The organism is Umezawaea endophytica (assembly GCF_025061645.1).
GTDB classification, from domain to species: domain Bacteria; phylum Actinomycetota; class Actinomycetes; order Mycobacteriales; family Pseudonocardiaceae; genus Umezawaea; species Umezawaea endophytica.
Window position 1 is genome coordinate 26,265 of the sequence record NZ_JANYMP010000024.1, and the last position, 24,180, is coordinate 50,444.

The 24,180-nt window shown below is 70.2% G+C and carries 14 protein-coding genes; 2 read left to right on the plus strand and 12 right to left on the minus strand.

From position 1 onward, the window contains the following. Positions 1 to 13: 13 nt before the first annotated feature. Positions 14 to 922 carry a DMT family transporter gene (locus tag NZH93_RS36825; protein WP_259627907.1) on the minus strand — a complete coding sequence of 303 codons (909 nt, stop codon included), beginning with the start codon at positions 920 to 922 and terminating at the stop codon, positions 14 to 16. Between NZH93_RS36825 and NZH93_RS36830 the strand changes: the two genes are divergently transcribed. Continuing rightward, the gene (locus NZH93_RS36830) at positions 921 to 2,360 is read left to right on the plus strand and encodes an aminotransferase-like domain-containing protein (protein WP_259627908.1); all 1,440 of its coding nucleotides are present in this window, start codon (positions 921 to 923) and stop codon (positions 2,358 to 2,360) included. The genes NZH93_RS36825 and NZH93_RS36830 overlap by 2 nt on opposite strands. A gap of 7 nt (positions 2,361 to 2,367) precedes the next feature. Here the strand turns inward: NZH93_RS36830 and dcsG are convergent, their stop codons facing one another. From dcsG to NZH93_RS36885, 11 genes are all read right to left on the minus strand, one after another. Next, the gene (dcsG, locus tag NZH93_RS36835) at positions 2,368 to 3,267 is read right to left on the minus strand and encodes a D-cycloserine synthetase (RefSeq protein ID WP_259627909.1); all 900 of its coding nucleotides are present in this window, start codon (positions 3,265 to 3,267) and stop codon (positions 2,368 to 2,370) included. Next, positions 3,264 to 4,010 (minus strand): SDR family oxidoreductase, encoded by a 747-nt coding sequence (locus NZH93_RS36840; protein ID WP_259627910.1) that lies wholly within the window; start codon positions 4,008 to 4,010, stop codon positions 3,264 to 3,266. The genes dcsG and NZH93_RS36840 overlap by 4 nt, the downstream gene beginning before the upstream one ends. A 25-nt stretch (positions 4,011 to 4,035) precedes the next feature. Continuing rightward, on the minus strand, positions 4,036 to 5,151 hold the full coding sequence (metX, locus tag NZH93_RS36845; RefSeq protein ID WP_259627911.1) for a homoserine O-acetyltransferase MetX: 1,116 nt from the start codon (positions 5,149 to 5,151) through the stop codon (positions 4,036 to 4,038). Positions 5,152 to 5,199: 48 nt separating this feature from the next. Further along, positions 5,200 to 6,177 carry a cysteine synthase A gene (gene cysK / locus NZH93_RS36850; protein ID WP_259627912.1) on the minus strand — a complete coding sequence of 326 codons (978 nt, stop codon included), beginning with the start codon at positions 6,175 to 6,177 and terminating at the stop codon, positions 5,200 to 5,202. Then, entirely contained in the window at positions 6,164 to 7,006 is an 843-nt protein-coding gene (gene dapF, locus NZH93_RS36855; RefSeq protein WP_259627913.1) for a diaminopimelate epimerase, read from the minus strand. The genes cysK and dapF overlap by 14 nt, the downstream gene beginning before the upstream one ends. Beyond that, complete coding sequence (locus tag NZH93_RS36860; RefSeq protein WP_308214287.1) at positions 7,003 to 7,821, minus strand: arginase family protein; 819 nt, start codon at positions 7,819 to 7,821, stop codon at positions 7,003 to 7,005. Before NZH93_RS36860 ends, dapF begins: the two co-directional genes overlap by 4 nt. 39 nt (positions 7,822 to 7,860) lie before the next feature. Then, the gene (locus tag NZH93_RS36865; RefSeq protein ID WP_259627914.1) at positions 7,861 to 8,619 is read right to left on the minus strand and encodes a YqcI/YcgG family protein; all 759 of its coding nucleotides are present in this window, start codon (positions 8,617 to 8,619) and stop codon (positions 7,861 to 7,863) included. A 402-nt stretch (positions 8,620 to 9,021) separates the two neighbouring features. Then, on the minus strand, positions 9,022 to 10,209 hold the full coding sequence (locus NZH93_RS36870) for an MFS transporter (RefSeq protein ID WP_259627915.1): 1,188 nt from the start codon (positions 10,207 to 10,209) through the stop codon (positions 9,022 to 9,024). Between the two features lie 23 nt (positions 10,210 to 10,232). Beyond that, complete coding sequence (locus NZH93_RS36875; RefSeq protein WP_259627916.1) at positions 10,233 to 11,738, minus strand: amino acid adenylation domain-containing protein; 1,506 nt, start codon at positions 11,736 to 11,738, stop codon at positions 10,233 to 10,235. Next, complete coding sequence (locus NZH93_RS36880) at positions 11,732 to 16,201, minus strand: condensation domain-containing protein (RefSeq protein ID WP_259627917.1); 4,470 nt, start codon at positions 16,199 to 16,201, stop codon at positions 11,732 to 11,734. The genes NZH93_RS36875 and NZH93_RS36880 overlap by 7 nt, the downstream gene beginning before the upstream one ends. Before the next feature lie 49 nt (positions 16,202 to 16,250). Further along, entirely contained in the window at positions 16,251 to 22,436 is a 6,186-nt protein-coding gene (locus tag NZH93_RS36885) for a non-ribosomal peptide synthetase (protein ID WP_308214285.1), read from the minus strand. 369 nt (positions 22,437 to 22,805) lie between these two features. On the opposite strand from NZH93_RS36885, the gene NZH93_RS36890 reads away from it, so the two are divergent. After that, entirely contained in the window at positions 22,806 to 24,149 is a 1,344-nt protein-coding gene (locus tag NZH93_RS36890; protein WP_259627919.1) for an amidase, read from the plus strand. Positions 24,150 to 24,180: the final 31 nt, after the last annotated feature.

The following is a 24,180-nucleotide window of genomic DNA, read 5'->3' on the forward strand; positions in this document are numbered from 1 at the left end:
TCGAACCGCCCGCTCACGAGGCCTTCGTCCGCTGCGTCACCACGATGCAGGCGAGCACGATGACCGCCGTGACGGGGACCGCGGGGCTGAGGTCTTCGCCGAGCAGCAGGACTGACCACACGAGGGTCAGCAGGGGTTGGGCGAGTTGGAGTTGGCTGGCCCTCGCCACGCCGATGAGTCCCATCCCGCGGTACCAGACGACGAACGAGCCGAACTGCGAGATCGCCGCGATGTAGGCCATCCCGGCGAGGGCCTTCGTCGTGAAGTGCACCGGTTCGTGCGCGAGCGCGAAAGCCGACACGACGAGGTTCACGGGTGCGGCGAGGACGACGCCCCACGCGATGACCCGCCAGCCCGGCATGTGCGCCGACAACCGCCCGCCCTCGGCGTACCCGGCCGCGCAGACGATCAGGGCCGCGAAGAGGTAGACGTCGGCGACCGTTGGCAGGCCGTGGTTCTGCGACAGGGTGAACACGATGACGGTGGCCGCGCCGGTCCCGGCCGCGACCCAGAACAGCCTGGACGGGTAGCGTTTGGTGATCAGCGCGAAGATCACCGCGGTGGCCATCGGCAGCGCGCCGATGACGACCGCCGAGTGCGCCGTCGAGGACGTCTGCAACGCCAGCGTCGTCAGCAGCGGGAACCCGACGGCGCAACCGCCCGCGACCACCGCGAGGGCGGGCCAGTCGGAGCGCGCCGGGAGCTTGGCGCGCGTCGCCAGCAGCGCGACGACCGCGATGAGCGCGGCCAGGACACCGCGCACACCCGCGGCGCTCCAGGGACCGAACCCGTCGAGCGCCCACACCGTTCCGGGGAAGCTGAAGGAGAAGGTCAGCACGCCGAGCGCGGCGAACAGCGTGCCGTTGGCGTTCGGCAGTGGCGATACTGGCGCGGCAGTAGTAGCGCTACTATCACTCTTCATGGTCCACCGTAGCAGTTCGCAGGAACTCGCCTCGCTCCTCGCGAGGGAGATCGAAGCTCTTCCTTCCGGGACAAGCATTTCCACTCACCGCGAGCTGGTGCGACGCTTCGGGGTGAGCGCTACTACCGTCTCGCAGGCGCTGGCCATCATCACGCAGCAAGGGCTCATCACCTCTCGCCCCGGCGCCGGTACCTACCGCACCGAGGTGCGGCCCGTGACGCGGGCGGGCGACACGTCGTGGCAGGAGGCGGCGCTCGAACTGTCCAACCACATCGGCTCGCCGACCAGCACTCCCCGCGGCTTCAAGACACCCGGACTGCTGCACGCGCTCTCGCCGTCGGGACCGGACGTCGCCGACCTCAACGGCGGCTACCTCCACCCGAGCCTGCAACCGCTCAAGGCGCTCGGCACCGCACTGGCCCGCGCCGCCCGGCGCGCGGAGTCGTGGGACCGGCCTCCGGTGGGCGGGATGCCCGAACTGCGCGACTGGTTCGCGGCGGACATCGGCGGCGGCCTCGGCCGTCACGACATCCTCGTGTGCAGCGCGGGGCAGAGCGCGCTGGCGACCGCGTTGCGCGCGCTCGGCCAACCGGGTGATCCCGTCATCATCGAGTCTCCCACCTATCCGGGCACGATCGCGGCGGCTCAGGCCGCGGGACTGCGGATGATCCCCATCCCGCTCGACGGCGACGGGCTCCGCACCGACTACTTCGAACAGGCACTCGTCCGCACCGGTGCCCGAATCGTCGTCATCCAGCCGCTGTTCCAGAACCCCACCGGGGCGAGCCTCACGACGAGCAGGCAGCAGGAGATCCTCGCCATCGCCCGCAGGCACGCGGCGTTCGTGGTCGAGGACGACTTCGCCCGCCACATGGCACACCCGGACGCCGGACCGGTGCCGCCGCCGATGATCGCCGACGACCCGGACGGCACCGTGGTCCACATCCGGTCGCTGACGAAGGTGACCTCGCCGAACCTCCGCGTCGGCGCGCTCGCCGCGCGGGGCCCGGTCATGGCGAGGCTGCGGTCCGCGCACGTCGTCGAAACGATGTTCGTGCCCGCGCCCCTCCAGTACACGGCGCTGGAGGTCGTGACCGCGCCGGGCTGGAAGCGGTCCCTCGCCACGCTCGGCTCCGCTCTGGCTCACCGCCGGGAGGTCGCCGTCACCGCGGTGACGGCGACCTTCGGCCCGCACGCCCTCGCCGTCCGGCCGCGCGGCGCCTACCACCTGTGGGTGTCGCTGCCGGGCCACCTGGACAGCAGGCAGTTCGAGGCCGCCGCACTGGCGCACGGCGTCGCGCTGACCCCTGGCGAGAACTTCTACCCCACCACCGGCGGCAGCGCTCCGCACGTGCGGCTCAGCTACGTGGCGGCCCCCTCCGCCGCGGAGGTGGACGACGCGGTGCGTCGCCTGGCCCGTCTCGTGGCGGAGGAGTGACAGGGCCCTACACCTCCAACCGCTTCAGCAGGGCACGGGCGAACCGCGTCGCACCGGTGTCGGTGAAGGGCAGGTTCAGCGACGGTTCGCAGAGGTCGAGTTCCAGCACCACCGGTCCACCGTCGTCATCGCGGATCAGGTCGACGCGCCCGTACAGCAACGGCCGCTCGATGCCGAGGTGCGATGCCGCCGCGTCGAGCGCGGCCAACGCGACCTCCTGCTCGTCGGGGTCGGCGACGCGCGCCGCGCGGGTGTCCAGCGTCGGCACGTTCACCGTGCCGTCCGGCATGAGCATCGCGCTCTTGCGGATGGCGTGGCTGTACTCCTCGTTGAAGAAGGTCAGATCGGTCTCCCCCCGGCGGTCGACCGACTCCAGGTACGGCTGGAGCATCACCTCGGCGCCGTTGTCGAGCAGCTTGCCCACGTAGCCGACGGCCTCGTCCGCCAGTGACCGCGCGAACCGCTGGACGTCCTTGGAGTAGGCGCCGATCGTCGGTTTCACGACGATCTCCTTCGCCTCCGGGTGTTCGGCGAGCAACTCGCGCACCGCTTGGGCCCGGTCGGTGTCGCGGTGGACGTACCTGGTCGGCACGACCGGAACGCCGCGGGCGGCGAGATCGGCGATGTAGTGCTTGTCCAGCACCCACCGCGCGATCGACACGGGGTTCAGCAGGCGCGTCGACGCTTCGACCGCCTCGCACCACGCGAGGAAGTCCGGCAGCCGGTCCACGTAGGTCCACGGCGACCGCGGCACCACGACGTCGAACCGCGACCAGTCGACGGAAGTGTCGTTCCAGTCGCACACCTCCGGTGCGAGGCCCACCTCCCGGCACGCGGCGAGCAGCGGTGGCATGTCGTAGTCGATGGGCAGGCTCACCTGGTCGGTCACGAGCGCGACGGTCTTCACCAGGGCACCACCTCGTCCATGTGCACGTAGCTGCCGGTCGGTCCGTCCTGGTCGAGCAGGGCCATCCTGACGCTGGTACTGGCGCCGACCGGGATCTCGAGGTCACCCTCGCCCTCGTTCATGTCGGTCTTGGTGTAGCCGGGGTGCACCGCGTTCACCTTGATCGGGGTGTCGCGCAGTTCGTACGCGAGGTGCGCGGTCCACGAGTTCACCCCGCTCTTGGAGGCGCTGTAGGCGGGCAACGACTTGAACGTGTCGCTGTAGGTGTACGACGTCGTGTCGCTGTGCCTGGTCAGCGAACCGAGCAGGCTGGAGACGTTGACGACGCGCCCGGCGGGCGACCTGCGGATCAGCGGCAGGAAGGCGATGGTCGTCTCGACCACGCCGAACAGGTTGGTGTCGAACGTTTCCCTCCACTGCCGGAGCGGCTGCTCCGACGGCTTCTTGCCGTACTCCTCGATCCGGATGGCCGCGTTGTTGACGAGGATGTCCAGGCTGCCGTGCCTGAGCGTGACGTCCTCGGCGGCGGCCCGGATGCTCTCCGTGCTCGTCACGTCGAGGACGAGCGGTTCGACGTCGAGGCCCTCGGCGCCCAACGATCGCGCCGCTTCGACGACGGCCTCGTGGTCGCGCCCGGTGAGCAGCACGTGGATCCCGTGACCGGCGAGCTGGCGCGCGATCTCCAGGCCCATGCCGCGGTTGGCGCCGGTGACGAGTGCTGTTTTCGGTTGGTGTGCGGTCAATTCCGACTCTCCACGTCTTGAGGGGTCACAGCTCGGACAGGAACTTCGACACCGGCGGTCCGAAACGGGCGGTGTCGACCAGGAACGCGTCGTGCCCCTGCTGCGACTCCAGTGCCAGGAACCCGACGTCGGCGCCGCCCGCGCTCAGCCCGTCGGCGATCCGACCCTGCTGCCGCAGTGGGAAGAGGAGGTCGGTCTGCACGCCGATCACCAGCGCCTTCTCCAGGCGCATCGACGCGAAGGCTTCCTCCTCGGTACCGCCGCACGACTCCCCGAGGTCGAACCAGTCCACGCAACGGCTGAGGTAGAGGTAGCTGTTCGGGTCGAACCGGCGCACGAAGCGGTGGGCGTGGCGGTGGAGGTAGAGCTCCACCTCGAACTCCAGGCCGAACCGCGCGGACCCCGTGGGCGGCTCCGACCGCACCCGTGACCGTCCGAATCGGACTTCCCACTCCTCCGCCGACCGGTAGGTCATCATGCCCAGCTTGCGCGCCGTGCGCATGCCCTCGTCGGGATAGTTCTCCTCGTCGTAGCGGCCCTGGTCCCACCGCGGGTCGGACCGGATCGCCTCCCGCTGGAGGGAGCGGACCGCGATGGCGAACGGCAGCGAGTGCACCGCCGCGGAGATGTTGATGTGGTTCCGCGTCAGGTCGGGGTGCCGGGCCAGCAGCGCCAGCGCGCTCATGCCGCCCATGGAGGCCCCGACGACGCAGGCGAGGCGCTCGAACCCCAACGCGCGCACCGTCCACGCCGCCGCGTCCGCGATGTCCTCGACGGCCAGGTCGGGGAACCCCAGTCGGTAGGGCCCGCCGGTGGCCGGGTCGGACGACGGCGGCCCGGTCGACCCCATGCAGCTACCCAGCGAGTTGACGCAGACCACGTGCCAGCGGTTCGTGTCGATCGGTTTGCCCGGCCCCACCATCGCGTCCCACCAGCCGGGGGTGGGGTCGTCCGGGTGCGCGGCGACGTGCGCGCTGGGCGACAGCCCGGTGAGGATCAGGACGACGTTGTCACGTGCCGGGTTGACCTCGCCGAAGGTCTCGTAGGCGATGCGCGCGCCGTGCAGCTCACCGCCGAGTTTCATCGCGAAACCGGCAGGCAGGTCCACGAAACGAGTCGCCGGGGGAACGAACTCTCCCACGCGTCTACTCCCGTTCTGCGCAGGTCCTCGGTCAGGGCGGGTCTTCGGTCAGGCGTCGCGGGGCGCGGGCTCCAGCGAGGCCAACCACTCGTCGTCGGAGCCTTCGTTCACCCCGTCGAACAGGTACGTGGACAGGTAGCGCTCACCGGTGTCGGGCAGCATCGAGAGCAGCACGGAGCCTTCCGGCGCGGTCTCCGCGACGCGCAACGCCGTCGCGAGCGTGGCGCCCGCGGAGATGCCCGCGAAGATCCCCTCCTCGCCCGCGAGACGTCGCGTGGTGTCGCGCGCCGTCTCCTCGTCGATGGTGTGCAGCTCGTCGATGACGGTCCGGTCCAGCAGGCTCGGCACGAAGTTGGGGGCCAAGCCCTGGATCTTGTGGACGTTCCACTCCTTGCCCGCCAGCACCGCGGCGTTGTCGGGCTCGGTGGCGATGACGCGCACCTCGGGTCGCGCGAGCTTCAGCATCTGGCCGACGCCGGTGAGCGTGCCGGTGGTGCCGAAGCCGGTGACGAAGTAGTCGAGCCGCTTCCCGGCGAAGTCGGCCAGGATCTCCGACGCGGTGGTCTCGCGGTGGTAGGCGGGGTTCGCCTGGTTGTCGAACTGGTTGGCGCGGAACCAGCCGTGCTTCTCCGCGAGTTCGTCCGCCCTGCGGTTCCCGCCCGCGCTGCCCTCCGCACCGGGGAAGAGGATGACCTTGCCGCCGTAGGCGCGGATCAGCTTGCGCCGCTCCACCGAGTACGTGTCGCCCATCAACGCCACGAACTGGTAGCCGCGCGCCGCGGCGACCATCGCCAGCGCGATGCCGACGTTGCCGGAGGTGCACTCCGCGATCGTGTCGCCGGGCTTGAGCAGCCCCTTCCTCTCCGCGTCGAGGATGACGGCGAGCGCGAGCCGGTCCTTGACCGAACCGCCGGGGTTGAACGACTCCACCTTCACGTAGACGGTGACGTGGTCGGGTGCGAGCCGGTGGAGCTTGACGATGGGCGTGCGGCCGATCGTGTCGAGGATGCTGTCATACAGCGGCATGGGAGAACTGCCCTTCGAAGGAGAACGTGGCTGGGCCTGCGAGGAGGATGGGAGCGGCGGCGTCCGGCCACTCGATGCGGAGTTCTCCGCCGGGCAGGGAGACGGCGATGTCGCGCTCGACCCGCCCCTGCCTCATCAGCACCGCGGCTGCGGCACAGGCACCGCTGCCGCAGGCCAGGGTCTCGCCCGCGCCGTACTCGAAGACGCGCAGGCGAACGCGTTGGGGTGAAACGACTTCGACGAAACCGACGTTGACCGTCGGCAGGAAGAGGCCCGATCCTTGCAGTGCTGGTCCGACCTCGGCGACGGGCGCGGTGTCGACGTCGCCGACCTCGATCACGGCGTGCGGGTTGCCGACCGACGCGGCGGCGAAGCGCACTCGCGCCCCACCCACCTCGGTCTCGTACAGGTCCTGCTCGTCGTCGAGGCCGAACAGCGGAACCCGGTCCGGCGCGAACTGCGGCACCCCCAGTGCCACGCGGAAGGCACCTCCGTCCAGCACGTCCACCTCGTGCGTGCCCGACGGGCTGTCGAGCGAGAACCGGGGGCCCCGTGCCAAACCGGCGCGGACGACCCAGGCGGCGACACAACGGGCCCCGTTGCCGCACTGCGGAGAAGGGTCGCCGTCCGCGGTCCAGATCTCGTAGGAGGCAACGGCTTCCTCGGTGCGCGGTGCCTTGACGCCGAGGACCAGGTCGCAGCCGACGCCGAAGTGCCGGTCCGCCAGGGCGCGGCACAGCTCCGGCGAGGGGTCCTTCGCGTCGCGCAGGTCGAGCACGACGAAGTCGTTGCCCGCACCGTGCATCTTGGTGAACGGCAGGACGTTCATCGATGGCCTGCCGAGGCCTCGAACACGGGTCCGAGCATGCCGAGGATCGTGGCGACCCCCTCGGCGCTGCTCTTCTCGTCGACCGGCGCGTTGAACTCCGCGACCTCGACGCCGACGAGCCTGCCGGGCGGGATGGCCTCGAAGATCGCCCGGATCTGGGCGGGTGACATGCCGTTCGGGACCACGTAGTCGGCGGGCAGGAACTGCGGGTCGAGCACGTCCCAGTCGATGTGCACCCACACCGGCGATCCGCCGACGGCCTTCATGACGTTCTCCGCGGTCGCCTCCGCGGGCGGGATGACCCGGACGCCCGCCCCGTCCAGCAGCTCGCGCTCGGCCGGGTCGATGTCCCGCGTCCCGACCAGCACGGCCTGCTCCGGTCGAAGCCCGGCCCCGTGCCCGCTGTCCCACAGCCCGCAGGCGGCCGACAGCACCATGCCGCCGAGGTATCCCGAACTCGTCTCAGGTGTGTTGAAATCGCCGTGCGCGTCGATGTACAGCACCACCGCGTCCGGGTGCTCCCGAGCCACGACGGGCAACGTGGCCAGGCTCGCGGAACAGGTGTTGGCGACCATCACCGGTGTATTCCCGGCTTCGAAGGCGGCTGTCACCGCCTGCTGGAGTCCCACCAGTGTCTTTTCCGCTTGAGCGAGGCTGACGGTCCAGTCGTCCACGACCGCGGGCGCGGGTTCTCCGATAAATTCACCTTTGATCCCGTAGCGGTCTTCCAACGCCCGAGCGGTGCGAGCCGCACCCTCGATCATTCGCGCCGCCCGGTCGGCCACCCGCCCCTGGGAGACAATAAGATCAATCATCGAACGGAACTCCGTATCTGTTTCGCCGACAAAAAGCACTCACGCACCAGGAAAAGCAAATGGACACTTGTCCGCCCGATCGGCATTTTCCTCGACCAATCCGTACTGCTGCCATTCGAGCGCGCCGCCGTGATATGACCCCAGTTGCCACGAGTGCGGCGTGCCGTCGTAACGCTCGATGCGATTGCGGATGTTCGTCCGAACCCGCCGCCCGCTGGGAGTATCGCCGGCGAAGACGTCGAACCGCTCGCGCGGGTTGACGATCAGCTTGAAATACTCGCCAAGATTTCGACTACGTCGAACGCGATGCGCGAAACTGCTCATGTTGAAGAACAACGGCATACCGTCGAAGCACATGGACCAGGCCTCGGAATCGGGGTCCCTGCCGACCCCTTCCGGCCACGGCGCCGGGTCGACCTCGTGCAGAGCCGCGAGCACCCGCCAGCCGAACGCGTGGTAGTCGTCGACGGTCCGAACCTTCACGGCGTCCAGCGAGAACGCCACTACCAGCGGACTTGCCGTGTCCAGACGGCCGTCCCACTGCCGGGACAGCTCGACGTACTCCGTCAGGCCCTCCGCCAGGTGGCGGACACCGTCACTCCCGGCGTCCTCGACGAAGATGAACTTGACGATCTTCTTCCGGAAGGCGTTCTTCGAGAAAACACACGGGAAATCAGGGTCGACAAGTCTGGACTCGACCTCGTCGAAAGCAACACGATGCCATCCTCTCGCGTCATCGATGCACGTCTGGGAGATCAGCTTGGTGTTCTCGTCTGACTTGACCACAGGGATGTCCATCCATCAACAAGTGCAAGCTTGATTCGATCTGCCACGACCTTCGGTGCGCACGTCGGTAAATCTGCGATCATCAAGAATAGGAATGGCAAAAAGTGAGAGGCAATCACCACCGGAACGGTGCGAAAACACTACACCCAGGCACACAGGAGTCCGGCGTCAAGTATAGAAGGAATCAGAATACGGGCCTTTTTTCACCCCATGAGAAGCCCCCCGAGCATCGACGCTACCGAAGTTACTTCCTTTTACCATCAGGTGTCAACCAGATTACATGTGGCGCAGATCACTATTGACCATTTAACAGTATTCATAGGAAATTCCCTTTCGCAGAGAATTCAGATATGCACGAGGGCATACCACTCGGACATACCCCGAAAGAGTGGAACCCGAATGCACTATCTCCTGCTAGACCGTCGAGCGGTCCCGTCCGGGCGACTTGTCCGCACCCGTTCGCGCGGCCGCGAACAAGAAGATCAACGAACACCACACGCCCACCGCGCCGACCACGCACAAGACCGTGGTGCTGTACCCGTCGATCACCCGTGCGCCGACGAGCCCGCCGAGCGCGGCGCCGAGGAACACCGACGACGAGTTGAGCGACACGACCAGCGTCCCGGCCGACGGGTAGACGGAGAGTAGTCGCTTGAGCTGGGTCGGCACGATGGTCCAGCCGACCACACCCCAGGCGAACAGCACGACCAGCGTCGCCACGAGTCCGGACGCGACCGGCAGGACCAGGAGCAGCAGGCCGACCGTCGTGACGGTGGTGGCCAACAGCGGACGCCAGCGGAACCGGTCCGACAGCACCCCGCCCGCGATGGTCCCGATCAGCGTGCCGACACCGAGAACGGTGAGCATCAGCATCAGGACTTCCGTGCCCGCGCCTACGTTGTCCCGCACCACGAGCGCGAGGTAGGAGTACACGACGTACTCCCCCGCCACCGCGAGCAACGTCAGCGCGAGCACGACGAGCAGACCCGGTTGGCCCAGCAGGCGCAGCCTTTCCCGGATCGGCACCGGCTGGGTCCTCGGGTCAGCCAGCCCGCCGCGGCCTTGCAGCAGCGCGGCGACGACCCCCATCACCGCGATGGCCACGAGCACCCAGCGCCACCCCACGAGCGAGGAGACCAGGACACCGAGCGGAACACCGATCACCGTCGCCGCCGTGACTCCCGACAGGACCAGCGAGACCGCCCGTCCGCTGCGCGCGCTCGGCACGGAGGCGCCCGCGGTGGCGGTGGCGTTCGGCAGGTAGGCGCACGCGCCGATCGCGGCGATCAGCCTGCCCGCGACGAGCATCGCGACCGAGCCGGACATCGCGACCAGGTTCCCGGCGGAGAACAGCAGCAGGCCCGCCATACCGATCCGGCGTTGCGACTGCCCGGCCACCAGACTGGCGACGATCGGGGCACCGATGGCGAACACCAGCGGGAACACCGCCAGCGCCTGTCCCACGGTGCTCGGATCCGTACCGAGGTCGGAGCTGACCGCCAGCAGGATGCCGGACAGCACGGAAGCGTCGACGCCGATGGCGAACGCGCCCACGACGAGTGGGGTGAGCCGCCAGAGCGAGACCTCGGCCGGAGCGTTCATGGTGCGGTAGTCGCCTCTCCTCGTCAGTGGACTGTCGGGTTGGGAGTCGGGAGCGACCTGCGGTCGATCTTCCCATTGCTCTTCAGCGGCAGGCTCGGCAGCTCGACGAACCACGTCGGGTTCATGTACGGCGGCAGGACGCGCCGCAGGTGCTCGCGCACCGCGGCGACCGTGCCCCCGTTGTCGAACACGACGTATCCGGTCAGCCACTTCTCGCCGGTCGGATCGGTGTGCGTGAGGCAGCACGCCTGGCGGACACCGGGCGTCTCCAGCAGTGCCATCTCGACGGCGTCCAGCTCCACGCGGAACCCGCGGATCTTCACCTGGTTGTCGAAGCGGCCGAGAAACTCCAGCACCCCGTCCGGTCGCCTGCGCACGGTGTCGCCCGTGCGGTACACCCGCGCGCCCTGCGCCAGCGGGTCCGGCAGGAAGCGCTCGACCGTGAGGTGGTGGTCGGTGTACCCGCGGGCGAGTCCGGCGCCACCGATGAACAACTCCCCCACCTCCCCGTCCGGCACCGGACGCAGGTCTCCGTCGAGGACGCGGACGTACGCGCCGGGGATCGGCCGTCCGATGGGGATCTGCCCCTCGGTGTCGGCCTCGGTGATCTCCTGGTGGATCGTCGTGAACGTGGTGGCCTCGGTCGGGCCGTAGCAGTTCGAGACCGTGGTGCCGGGCAGGCTCCGGAGCGCCGCGCGCACGTGCGGCGGCGACAGGACGTCTCCCCCGGTCATCAGCCTGGTGACCCCCGCGAGCCCGTCGACGGCGTCGTCCACCACGACGTTGAACAGCCCCTTGGTCAGGTGCAGCACGCTGATCCGGTGGCGCGCGACGAGATCGGCGATGCGGTACGGGTCGAGCAGACCCGGTGGCGGCACCACCAGCGTGCCGCCGTTGCAGAGAGCGCCCCAGATCTCGAACGTGGCCGCGTCGAACGTCGGTGGCGCTATCGCGCAGTAGGTCTGCCCGACACCCGTGGGCGCGAAGCCACCGCTGACGAGGTTGACGATCGAGCGGTGTTCGATCCGCACGCCCTTGGGCTGTCCGGTCGAACCCGAGGTGTACATGACGTACGCGAGGTGGTCGCCGCGCAACCTCGGCGCGGGCGCGATCCCGTCCGCCGAGTGGTCGCCGTCCAGCAGCACCACTTCGACGTCCGACCCCCTCAGCAACTCCGCGTCCGCACGGCTCGCGACCACCACCCGGCAGCCGCTGTCGGCGATCACGTGGTCGCGGTGCGCGGCGGGGTCGTCCGGGCTCAGCGGCACGTACGCCGCCCCCGCCCGCATGACCCCGAGCAGGCCGACGACCAGGTCTGCGCTCATCTTCCCGCACAGGCCGACCGAGTCCGCCTCGCGGACACCGCGTCGCACCAACGAGTTCGCCAGCCGCGCCGCCCTGTCCACCAGCGCGCCGTAGGAGACGGAACCGCCTTGCCACACCAACGCGGTGCGCCACGCCCCCGCGACGGCGTGCCGGGCCACGAGGTCGCTGATCGTCGCCGCACCGCTCCTCGTCGCCACTACCACGGGGTGTCCTCCGGATCATCCACAAGGCGGGTCAGCGCGGCGGTGTACAGCGCGGCGACGCCGTGGACGTCGAGCGGTGCGCCCGCGCCGAGTTGAAGTGCCAGCACGACGTCGCGGTCATCGCGGAAGTGCGCCACCACCGGGTGCGGGAACAGGTCGCGACCGGGGAGGAAGCGCACACCGGCGCGGTCCTCCTCGGTCGCCGCGTGGCGGAAGCGCACGTAGTTGAACAGGGCGGCGAACGGGTCGGCCAGCCCCAAAGCCCTTTGCACGTCGGGGAACTGGCAGCCGAGGTGCGGGAACACCGCCGCCTCGGCGACCTGCGCCGCCCGCACCAGCTCCCGCCAGCTCCGCTGCTCGCCGCGCAGCACCAGCGGAACCGGGTTGAGGAAGTTGCCGACCGCGTCGTCCGGCACGTCCTCGTCCCTGCTGTGCAGGAGCAGACCTGTCACCACGCGCCCCGCGTCGCCGCGGCACGGCGTCGCGAGGGGTGTGGCGGTCACGACGCTGATGTGCGCGGCGAGCAGCAGCAGGCGCAGCGACACGTTGAGCTGCCCGGCCCGGTCCCGCAGCCGTCCGACGACCTCGTCTGGCAACGGGTGTTCGAGCACGGTGTGCCCACTACCACCGACGTGCAGGCGGTGCGGCCTGGCGGTGTGCAGCTCGGCGCGCCAGAACGGCAGCGCGTCGGCGAGTGTCCGCTCCGGACGCGTCCGGCCGGTGAAGGCGGGGAAGACCGGATCCTCGGTCGGCGGGGCCGTCACGACTCCGTTCAACTCGTCGCGGTAGCGCGTCAGGACCTGCGCGACCAGGGAGGCGAGCGACATCCCGTCGATGACCGCGTGGTGGATCACCACCCCGAGCCTGGTCTCGCGATCGGACATCCGGGTCAGGCTCCACCGCACGAGACCGGGCTCGTCGACCGCGAACCCCGTGAGCTGTTCCGCCGCGAGCCAGTCCTCGTGACGCCGCACCGCCTCCGGCTCGGGCAGGGCCGAGAGGTCGGCCTCGGTGAACCTCAGCGGCGCGCTGTCGTGCACCTGGTACGTCCAACCGCCGAGGTCGTCGCGGTGGAAGGAGGTGCGCAGGGCAGGGTGGAGTGCGATGACCTGCGCGAGCGCGGTCCGCATGGCCCCGACGTCGAACGGCAGGTCGACCGCGTAGCCCGCCGACACCAGGAAGACGCCGGTGTCGGGATTGGCCGTCGCCTGGTCCAGCATGTACCGCTGGGTCCCCGTCGGCGGCGACGGCTCGTCGCTCGCAGAAGTTCCGAACGCCTCGGGAGCGGAGGTCATGGCGGCGGCCAGGTCGGCGAGCCTCGGTGCGCTGTACAACACCTGGAGAGACACCGGATGCCCGGCGGCGGCGAGTCGCGACTTCACCTTGAGCAGGCTGATCGAATCGCCGCCCAGCGTGAAGAAGTCGTCCTCGGCGTCGACGTCCTCCGCGCCGAGCACGTCTCGCCACACCGCGGTGACCGTGTCCGCGATCGTCGTGCCCGGTACCGGCTCGGGGGCGAACAGCTCGTCGACGCGGTCACCGAGCCGGTCCGGCAGGCTCCGCAGCGTCGAGACGAGATCGGCGGCGATCCCCTCGACGACGTGCTCGTCGTAGAGGTCGCGGGCGAACTCGACCACGCCGCGCAACGCGCCGTCGTCCACGCGCGCCCGCACGCCGAGGTCGAACTGCACACTTCCGGTGTCCACGTCGAGCCAGCGCAGTGCCAGGTCGTGCATCTCGTGCGCGGACGGCAGCATCTCGTGCAGCGACACCAGGACCTGGAACAACGGGTTGGTCGCCGACGACCGGCTGTCCGGCGACGCGTCGACGATGCGGTCGAACCCGGCGTGGGCGTGCGTGAGCGCTCCGACCACCGACGATCCGACCTCGTCGACGAGGTCCGCGACCCGCAGCCCCGGTGCGACGTCGACGGGGAACGGCACGGTGTCGACCATGAGCCCGACCAGCGGCTCGAACTCCGTCTCCGGGCGGTCCGCGACCGGTGTGCCGAGCGCGAACCGCGTGGTGCCCGTCCGCGCCGCGAGCACGATCGCCACCGCCGACCCGAGCACCACGAACAGCGTCGTGCCGCGCTCGTCGGCCAACCCGCGCAACCGTTCGACGTCCTGCTCCCCGAGTTCGAAGGCGACCTTGCCGCCGTCGAACGACGGCACCGCCGGACGGGGCCGTCGACCGGGCAGGGCGAGGTCGACCACGACACCGCGCAGCACGTCACGCCAGTACCCGGTGACCTCCTCGGGCAGTGCGGCCGCCCGGTCCCACTGGTGCTGCGCGTAGTCCACGTAACGACTGGCCAGCACGGGCAACGACGGAGGCCGTCCACTCGCTCCCGCTTCGTAGAGCTCGACCAGTTCGTCGAGCATCACCTTCATCGACCACTCGTCGGACACCATGTGGTGCAGGCACAACTGCACGACCGTGCGCGTCGGTTCGAGCGGGTAGCACACGACCCGCAGCAGCGGACCGGTGCGCAGGTCCAGCGGCCTGCGTGCTTCCTCGGTCAGCGCCTTCGGCAGCCCCGCCGGGTCGACGTGGCGCACTTCCCGCGGCACGGTCACGTCCTCGTGCACCACCACGTGCGGGATGCCGTCGATGTCGGTGAACGTGCTGCGCAGCGCGTCGTGCCTGCGGGTCAGCGTGGAAATCGCTTCCCACAGGACGGTGTCGTCGAGCGGTCCGCTGATCTCGACCGCGACGGACGCCGCGTAGGCCGTGCCGCCGGGGAACAACTGGTCGAGGAACCACAACCGCAGTTGCGCGGGCGAGACCCGGTAGACCGACGAGCCGTTCGGCTCCGAGCGCACCGCTGCCGCTCGGATCCGGGTGGTGGACGGCGATCCGCCGTCCACGAGTTCGGCGATCCGCTTCGCGCAGTCCGCCAGCCGGGACGCCTGGAAGACGACCTCGACGGGCAGCGTGACGCCGAAGGCCCCGCGCACCCCCGAAACGATGCGCATCGCCAGCAGCGACTGCCCGCCCAGGTCGAAGAAGTCGGCGTCCGGTGAGGTGACCGGGAACCCGAGCAGCCTGCTCCACACGGCGGCGAGCCCCCGCTCGGTGTCCGAGTCGAACTCGTCCCGCACCACCGCGACGGGCCGCGCGTCCGAGTCCGCCGCGGCGCCGAGCAGCAGCGGAGCGGCGGTCGCCCGCACGTCGCGCAGCGCCGTGCCCGCCGGTGCGGCCAGCACCCGGTCGAGCAGCCGTTCGTAGTCGGCGATGACCGCGCCCGCGAGTCGCGGTGGCACGTGCGCCGTGTCGTAGGAGAGGTAGACCACGCCGTCGTCACCGATGCGCCCACCGGGCACGATCATCATGCAGAGGGGCGTGTCGGTGATCTCGACGAAGTCCAGGTCGGAGATGCGCCACCGGTCGTGCCGTTCGAGCATCGCCCGGTCGAACGGGAAGTTCTGCACGACGAACAGCGATTCGAACAGCGGCAGGCCGCTCGGCCGCCCGCACCAGTCGTGCACGTCGATCAGCGATGTCCGGTCGTGCTCGGCGCACGCGGCCATCGTGTCGTGGCAGTACCGGACGAAGCTCGCCAGGTCGACGTCCGGGTCGATGGTGGTGCGGACCGGCAGGGTGTTCAGCAGCAGGCCGACCACCCGGTCGGCGCCGGGGAACGCGGACCCGCGTCCCGAGGACACCACGCCGGTCACCAGGTCGTCGGCGCCGCTGTACGCGGCGAGCTGCAACTGCCACGCGGCGAAGTACACCGACGCGGCCGTGACCCTGTGCCGGGCGGCGAACTCGCGCACGGCCTCGCTCGTGCGGGCGGGCAACGGCCGGTTCGACCGCTCGTAGCCGTGCTCGTCGTGCGCGCCGGGGAACCGGATCGTCGCGGCGGCGCCGAACCCGGCGAGGTGCCCGGTCCAGAACTCCCGTGCCGCCGCCGGGTCCAGGCCGAGCAGGTGTTCCACCACCGCCCGCTGCCGAGGGCGCGGCGGGAGGAGCGGCGTCACCCCGCGCGCCAACGCGCTGTAGGTGCTGAAGAACTCCTGGAGCAGGATCGTCGCCGACCAGCCGTCGAGGATCACGTGGTGCACGGTCCACATCAGGAACCAGCGACCGGGTCCCTCGGGCAGCACGGTGAGCCGGAACAACGGCGCCCGGTCGAGCGCGAAGCCCTCCTCCGCGTCGCGGCGCACCACCTCCGCGCGGTCTTCCCCCTCCTCCAGCACCCGCACGACGGGGACCGCGGTGCGGCGGACGACCTGCACGGGTTGTTGCAGACCGCTCCAGTGCACGCTCGTGCGGAGAGCGGCGTGGTGGTCGACCAGCAGTTGCCACGACCGGCGCAGCAGCTCGACGTCCACCTCGCCCTCGATGGTGCACGTGCGCTGCTCGATGTACACGCCCGCACCGGGACTGCGCAGCGTGCGCACGAGCATCCCGAGTTGTCCGGGGAGCAGGGGGAAGATGTCCTCGACATCGGCGCTCACCTCGCCACCTCCCGGTGCAGGGAGTCGTTGCGCAGCACGAGATACCCGTTCACAGGTGGCCCCCAGGTTCTCCGTCGGCGGTGGACAACTGCCGCATCAGCTCGTCCAGGTCGGTCTGGTCCAGACCGGCGAGCGGGAAGTCGGCCACCTGCGCGGCCACCGGCTCCTCCGTCTCCCACGTCGCCAAATGCGCGACGAGGTCGTCCAGCAGCGCGCGCAACGTCACCTCGTGGTGCAGCCCTTCGCTGTAGAAAGCTCGCAGCCGCAAGCGGTTGCCCACCACCAGCGCGACGATCTCCACCTCGTGCGACCGCGGCCGGTTCGGGCCTCGGTCACCGCCGTGGTCGAACTCCACGGCCACCAGCGGATCGGGCAGCGCGTCGTCGAACCGACCGAGGTAGTTCACCAGCACGTCCGGCAGGTCCACTTCGGACTCGCGGCGCAGGCGCAGGTAGGCCCGGACGTCCTCGCGCGACGTCCGCAGCGCGCTCTCGACCACGCGGGCGCGGGCCAGCGGATCACCGGACTCGACCACGACCGGGACCGGTGCGGCCAGGCAGCCGACCGCGTCCGCGAGCACGACGTCGGATCGCCCGCCGGTCATCACGTCGACGACCGCGGCGTCCTTTCCGGAGCGGGCTCGCAGGACGTCGCCGATCGACACCAGCAGGAGGTGCAGGGGGTTGAGCCGCGCGCTCCGGGCGCGCTCGACCAGCCGTCCGGTGGTGTCCGTGTCGAGCACGTGCTCGACCACCCGTTCCCCCGCTCTGTCGTTCACACCACCCGGCAGGTCCGGGACCAGCGAACGAGCACCCCTCGCGAGCACGGCCGCCCAGTCGGCCCCTGGTGCGCCGTCGTCACCGGCGAGCGCCGAGATCGGCACACCGGGGTCGAGTCGCGCGTCCCCGAACGCCAGTGCGCCCGCGTAGGCCTCGACCAGGTCGGCGAGCACCACCTGGAGCGACGCGGCGTCGGCGACGGCGTGGTGCGCGACGAGGACCAGCCGTGGGTGGTCGCCGTCGTGCAGGCCGATGCGCACGACTCGTCCCGTCGCGAGTTCGAGTGACCGGTGCAGCGTCTCCAGCCAGGCACCGAAATCCTGGTCCTCGCCGTGGGAGAGGACGTCGTCGACGGCGACGGGCCGCACGGTCTGCGACCACGTGTGGGCGTCGATCGAGGTGTGCAGGGACTCGTGCCGCTCCAACACCGCGGCGACCGCCTTGCCCAGTGCCGTCCGGTCCAGCGGTGCGCTCAACCGGAGCACCAACGAGACGTTGTCCCAGTCGCGGTCCTCCTGACCGGACAGCACGGACGACTGCTCCGGCGAGACCGGCACGGGCCCGTCGGTGGACCGGCTTGACCGCGTGGCGTCGGCGACACGTCCGACGTGCTCCGCGAGCAGGCGCACGGTCGGGTTCTCGAAGAGGTCCTTCGGGCGGACGCGGTGTCCGAGCACTCGAAGCCGGGCGCACACCTGGATGCTGAGGATCGAGTCGCCCCCGAGGTCGAAGAAGTCGTCGTGGACCTCGACGCCGTCGACGTCGAGGACCGACTCCCACACGTCGAGCAGTTCGCGTTCCAGCGCGCTGGTCGCACCGGCCTCCTGCCGGTCACCGCGCACCGCCACCCGCGTGCCCGCCTCGATCGCCTCGGCGGATCCCGTCTCGTCCGCGCCCAGACCGGTCCACGCGCCGCACCGCGCGTGCGGCGCGCTCGTCATCGCCAGCAACGCGTCGACCACGTCGTGCGCGAAGTTCAGCGCCTGCTGCTCGTCGAGCTGATCGGTGTTGTAGTTCGCGACGATCGCGAGGTCGCCGGTGAGCGGGTGCACGCGGGCGTTGACGGTGAGCGGGAAGTGGAACGGGTCGGTGAAGCGGCCGTCGAGGTAGACGAGGTCGGAACGGCCGGTGATGCGCTGGTAGACGTGGAAGTGGATGTAGTTGAACGCCGTCTCGAACAGCGGCTTTCCCTGGTGGCCGCGCTGGAGCGCCGCCACCGGGTGACGGCGGTGTTCGAAGACCTCCGCTTCCCTGGCGAAGACGGCACGGGCGAGATCGGTCCACGCCCCGTCCACCCGGACGCGGAACGGCACGGTGTTGAGGAACTGGCCGAGCACGTGTTCGGCGTCGACCAGCTCGGGCCTGCCCCCGCTGACCAGGCCGGTGAGGACGTCGCTGGTCCCGCCGTGCTTGGCGAGCGCCGCCACGTACGCCGTGAGCAGCACGGCCTTCGTGGTGACGCCGATATCGCCCGCGAGGGACTTCACCGCGTCGAACAGCTCGGTCCGCACGGGGACCGGCAGGTCGATGCTGCGGGGCGCGCCGTCCTCGACGCGATCGCGACGCGGCAACCGCAGGAACACCGCGTCCTTGAGCTGCTCCATCCAGAAGTGCCGTGAGCCGGCGTCGCCCAGCGCGGCCTGCTCCTCCGCCACGAAGTCGCGGTACCGCGTCCGCAGGACACCGCGTGCGGGCGCAGTGCCCGCTACCCGCGCGAGGTAGGTGTCGAACAGCTCGGTCAGGAACGTCGCCGCGCTCCACCCGTCGAAGATGGAGTCGTGGAACGACACGACGAGATCGATGACGTCCTCGGCGTGGCGCAGCACGACGACGCGCAGCAACGGGGGCGCGGTGAGGTCGAACGGCTTCACCTGCTCGGTGTCGAACACCTCCCGCGCCCGGCGCCGCCGCTCATCCTCCGGGAGCGCCCGCAGGTCTTCCACCGGCACCGGCAGCGACGCCGACCGCTGCACGTACTGGAACGCGCCGTCCACACCGCCCACCTCGAACCGGGTGCGCAGGATGTCGTGCCGCCCCACCACCACGTCGACGCACTCCTGGAACAGCTCGCGGTCGAACGCGATCCGCAGGTGCAGGCTGAACGTCACCTGGTACACGGCGACGTCCGGCGAGTACTCGGAGTGGAAGATCATGCCCGCTTGCAGCGAGGAGAGCGGGTAGGCGTCGACCACGTCGTCCGGCAGGACCGCGGGCCGGGGCAGGTCGACGGGGGTGCGCGACCGCACCTCGGCCGACGGCCGGACTTTCCGCGCCATCACCGCGAGGTGCTGCGCCTTGAACATGTCCTGCACATCGATGTCGTGGCCGCGGTCGCGCAGCAGGGCGCGCACCCTGATGGACTGCAACGAGTCGCCGCCGCGTTCGAAGAAGTTGTCGTCCGCGTCGAAGGACTCCGCGTCCGCGCCCAGCACCTCGGCCCACACCTCGCGCAGCACCAGCGCGGTGCTGTCCAACGCCGCGGCGGCCCGCTGCCCACGCCGCCGCGCCTCCGGCCGGGGTAACGCCTTGCGGTCCAGCTTCCCGTTGCCGCTCAACGGCATCACGGCGAGCTGTACGAGGTGCGCCGGGACCATGTACTCGGGCAATCGCTCGGTCAAGTGGCCGCGCAGGTGCTCGACCTCCACGGCCCGGTCGGCGACGAAGTAACCGACCAGCTTGGGGCTGGGACCGACGTCCTCGCGCAGCACGACCACGGCCTCGGTCACCGCGGCGTGCTCCAGCAGCCCCACCTCGATCTCCCCGAGTTCGATCCGCAGGCCGCGCAGCTTCACCTGGTGGTCGAGCCTGCCGAGGAACTCCAGGTAGCCGTCCGGGTGCCAGCGGGCGAGGTCGCCGGTGCGGTACAGGCGACCGTCCACGGTGCAGGCGAAGGGATCCGCCACGAACCGCTCGGCGGTCAGGTCCGGTCGTCCGAGGTAGCCCCGCGCCAGTCCGACGCCGCCCAGGTGCAGTTCGCCCGGCGTGCCGATGGGTGCCAGCCCGCCGGTGCTGTCGAGCACGTAGGTCTTCGTGTTCGCGATGGGCCTGCCGATCGGGACCACCGGGGCCGTGTCGTCGTCGCGGCACGTCCAGTGGGTCACGTCGACGGACGCCTCGGTAGGCCCGTACAGGTTGTGCACCTCGGCGGTGTTCACCGTGCGGAACCTGCCGACCAGAGCCGACGGCAGTGCCTCACCGCTGCACACCACCCGCCGCAGCGACGAGCAGCGCGACACCGAAGGCTCGTCGACGAAGGCCGCCAGCATCGACGGGACGAAGTGGACCGTGGTGACGCCCTCGGCGGTGATGACCTCGCTGAGGTACTCGGGGTCCTTGTGCCCGTCCGGCCTGGCCATCACCAGCCTGGCGCCGTACATCAACGGCCAGAAGAACTCCCACACCGAGACGTCGAACGTGTACGGCGTCTTCTGCAACACCACGTCGTCGGCGCCGAGCCGGTAGCGCTCCTGCATCCACACCAGCCGGTTGACGATGCCTCGGTGCGGGACGGCGACCCCCTTGGGCCTGCCTGTCGAACCCGACGTGTAGATGACGTAGGCCAGGTCGAGCTCGTTCGGCGGGTCGGCCCGCCCGCCGCGGTCGCCCGTGGAACCGGACCCGGTGAGCGGGAGCACGAGTTGACCGGGGACGGCCGCCCTCAACGCGGCGATCCGGTCGTCGTCCGCGAGCAGCACGCGCGGCCGTGCCTCCTCGACGATGGCGGCGATCCGGCGCGCCGGGTGTTCGACGTCCAGCGGCAGGTACGCGCCATCGGCGAGGAGGATGCCCAGCAACGCGACCACGAGTTTCGTCGACCGTTGCGCACAAACACCGACAACGATGTCAGGACCGACGCCGTGGGACCTGAGTTCACCGGCCAACGAACGCGAGCGCTCGACCAGTCGGGCGTAGGTGAGTTCGCCGTGCTCGTCGCGCACCGCGACGGCATCGGGCGTGCGACGCGCCTGGTCCAGGACGAAATCCCCGAGCCGACGCGTACCGGGCTCCTCGCCGACCACGTTCGTGAACTCGAACAACGCGGCGCGCTCCGCGGCCGGGACGACGTCGAGCCGGTGCACCGGCAGGTCCGGGTTGGCCAGCACCGACTCGATGAGCGTGTGCAGGCGCTGCCCGATGGCCTCCGCCCACTCCGGCCCATAGCAGGAGGTGCGGTACTCCAACCACCCGTCCAGGCCTTGGCCGCGCACGACTTCCAGGTGCAGCGCCAGGTCGTACTGCGCGGCGCCGGTGTCGATCCGGCCGAGCAGCTCGGTGTCCAGACCGGCCATCCTCGGGGCGGGCATCGGCGAGCCGAGCAGGTTGAGCATCACCTGGCACAGCGGCTGCTGCCCGGCGTCGCGCGCCGCGCCGGTGTGCTCGAGGATCCGGTTGAACGGCACGTGCTGGTGGCGTTTGGCCTCCTCCACGACCCCCTGCACGTGCGCGAGGTGCGTGCGGAACGTCGTCGTCCCGGTGAACGCGGCGCGCATCGGGACGGTGTTCGCGAGCATGCCGACCAGGTGTCGGGCCCCGTGCTCGCCCCGGTTGGCCATCGGTGTGGCGATCACGACGTCGTCCTGCGCGGACAGTCGCGCGACCAGCAACTGGGTGACCGCGACCAGGAAGCTGTAGGGGCCGGCGCCGACGGACTTCGCGAGGGCCTTCGCAGCGGTGAACGTCTGCCGCGACACCGTGAACGGGATGCGAGCGCCCGCGCTCCGGCGGCCGTGCAACGGCACCGTGGCGCCGGGGACGCGGGACTCCAGCGGTGCGCCGCGCAGGTGCTCGCGCCAGAAGTCGGCGGAGCTACCGCCCCGCGCGTCGAGCGACTCCGCTTCCAGCACGGCGTGGTCCCTCGGTCCGACCAGCGGCTTCGGACCGTCGATCCGACCGTCCCGGTAGGACGCTTCCAGGTCGCGGATGAAGATCCGGGCGGACCAGCCGTCCGCCACGAGGTGGTGCAGGGTGACCGACAGGACGTGGTCGTCGGGCGCGACGCGCAGCAACGTCAGCCGGACGACCTGCTCGGTGATGTCGAACGGCGTCGCGGCGAGGCCGCGCAGCTCGCGATCCAGCACGGACGTGTCGGCCGGGTCCAGCTCGACCGTCCGCAGGTCCACCGGCGCGCTCGGGCGGACCTCCTGGTACGGGACGCCCGCCGTGGCGTGGAAGGTGGTGCGCAGCGCTTCGTGCCGTGCGACGACGTCGTCGAGCGCACCGCGCAGCCGGGCCACGTCCAGAGGCCCGCGCACGCGCAGCGCGACCGACAGGTTGTACGCCACCGCGGTCGGATCGACCTGGGTCAAGAACCACAGTCGTTGCTGCGCGCCGGACAGCGGCCCGGTCGGGTCCGGCCAGTCACGCGCGATCAGCCCGGAAGATTCACCTGATTGGTCGTCATTCACCAAAGCCCCCCAAACAACGCCATCACGTCGACAACCCCACAAAGTCGACACAGCACGACGAACCGCACGGCGCAAAGCGCAGCGGCTTGGATTTCGAAATAATCAGAGAAGAAAAATAAAGCCCCCCACCCCTGTTGCGCACCCACCCCCAAGCGGATCCGCCACTCCGTAGACTACGTGCGAATGCCGACGGGTTCAACCCGCAATCTCCCGCGATGATCTCCAATGGCCCCATAACGAGCCGATTCCCACCAGATGGGAATTTCGGCTTGACATCGCTCCCGAGACATGGGTAGACCTGGAAGACGCCGCAGGAAATCGCTATTCCCGCGGCTGCACCCAGGGGGATAGATGCCGGATTTGCACGATCTGACGGCCATCGAACAAGCCGCCGCGATTCGTCGGCGCGAGGTCAGTCCGGTGGAACTCACCACGCACTACCTCAACCGCATCGAAAAGATCAATCCACTGGTCGGGGCTTTCGCCGCGGTCGCTCCGGAGGCCGCCCTCCACGCCGCCGAGATCGCCGAGCGCTCGGTGCTGGACGGCTCGGACCTGAGCCCGCTGCACGGCGTGTGCACCGCGATCAAGGACCTCAACTTCACCGCGGGCATGCCCGCCGCGTTCGGGTCGGCGGCCATCCCGCACTTCGTGCCCGAGGTCGACGACAACGTCACGAGCCTCGCGCGCGCCGCGGGCATGGTGATCCTCGGCAAGACCACGACGGCGGAGTTCGGCGCGGCCTGCTACACCGAGACCGCGGTCGCACCACCCGCACGAACACCTTGGGACACCACGAAGTCCGCGGGCGGGTCGAGCGGCGGCGCGGGGGCGGCCGTCGCGGCGGGCCTGGTGTCGCTCGCGCAGGGCAGCGACAGCGCCGGGTCGATCCGCATCCCCGCCAGCGCCTGCGGCCTGGTCGGGCTCAAGCCGTCGCGCGGCCGGGTGAGCGCGGGCCCGTTCAGCGGCGAGATCATCGGCCTGTTCACCAACGGCGTCCTCGCCCGCACCGCGCTCGACACCGCGACCATGCTCGACGCGCTCGCCGTGCCGATGCCCGGTGACCCGTTCGCGCTCCCTGCTCCGGGGACCGGCTTCGCGGAGCAAACCGCGACCCTGTCCCGGCCGCTGCGCGTCGCCCGGTTCGCCCGTCCGGTGAAGGAGGGTGTCGCGGTCGCGCCGGAGTGCGTCGAGGCCTGGGAGGTCGCCTCCGCGACGCTCCAGTCGCTGGGCCACCGGGTGGAGGACGTCGACTGCCCGTTCCCGCCCGAGGTCGAGGCGGTCTTCCGGACGTTGTTCTCCGTCTCCGTCGCCACGGTTCCGCTCGATCCCGCGCAGGAACAACTCCTCCAGCCGCTCACCAGGTGGCTGCGCGGCCAGGGTGAGACCGTCTCGGCCACCCAGCTCACCAGGACCATCGCGACCGCCCAGCAGATGGCGCGCCGGGCGGTCGCGGCTTTCGCCGACCACGACGTGGTGCTCAGTCCCACGCTCGCCCTGCCTCCCGTTCCGCTCGGGTTCTTCCGGAACGACGAGCACCCGGACGTGGAACTGGACGGGCAGGCGGCCTTCAACCCCTTCGCCCCGCTGTACAACCTCACCGGCCAGCCCGCCGTGACCGTTCCGGTGCACTGGTCCGAGGAGGGCCTGCCCATCGGCGTGATGCTCGCGGGGCGCGCGAGAGAGGAAGGCACGTTGTTGGGATTGGTGCACCAACTGGAACAGGAGTTGAAGTGGCCGTCACGCCATCCACCGATCTGGTGAATGACCAGCGGAACGCTTTCGAACGGGGCGC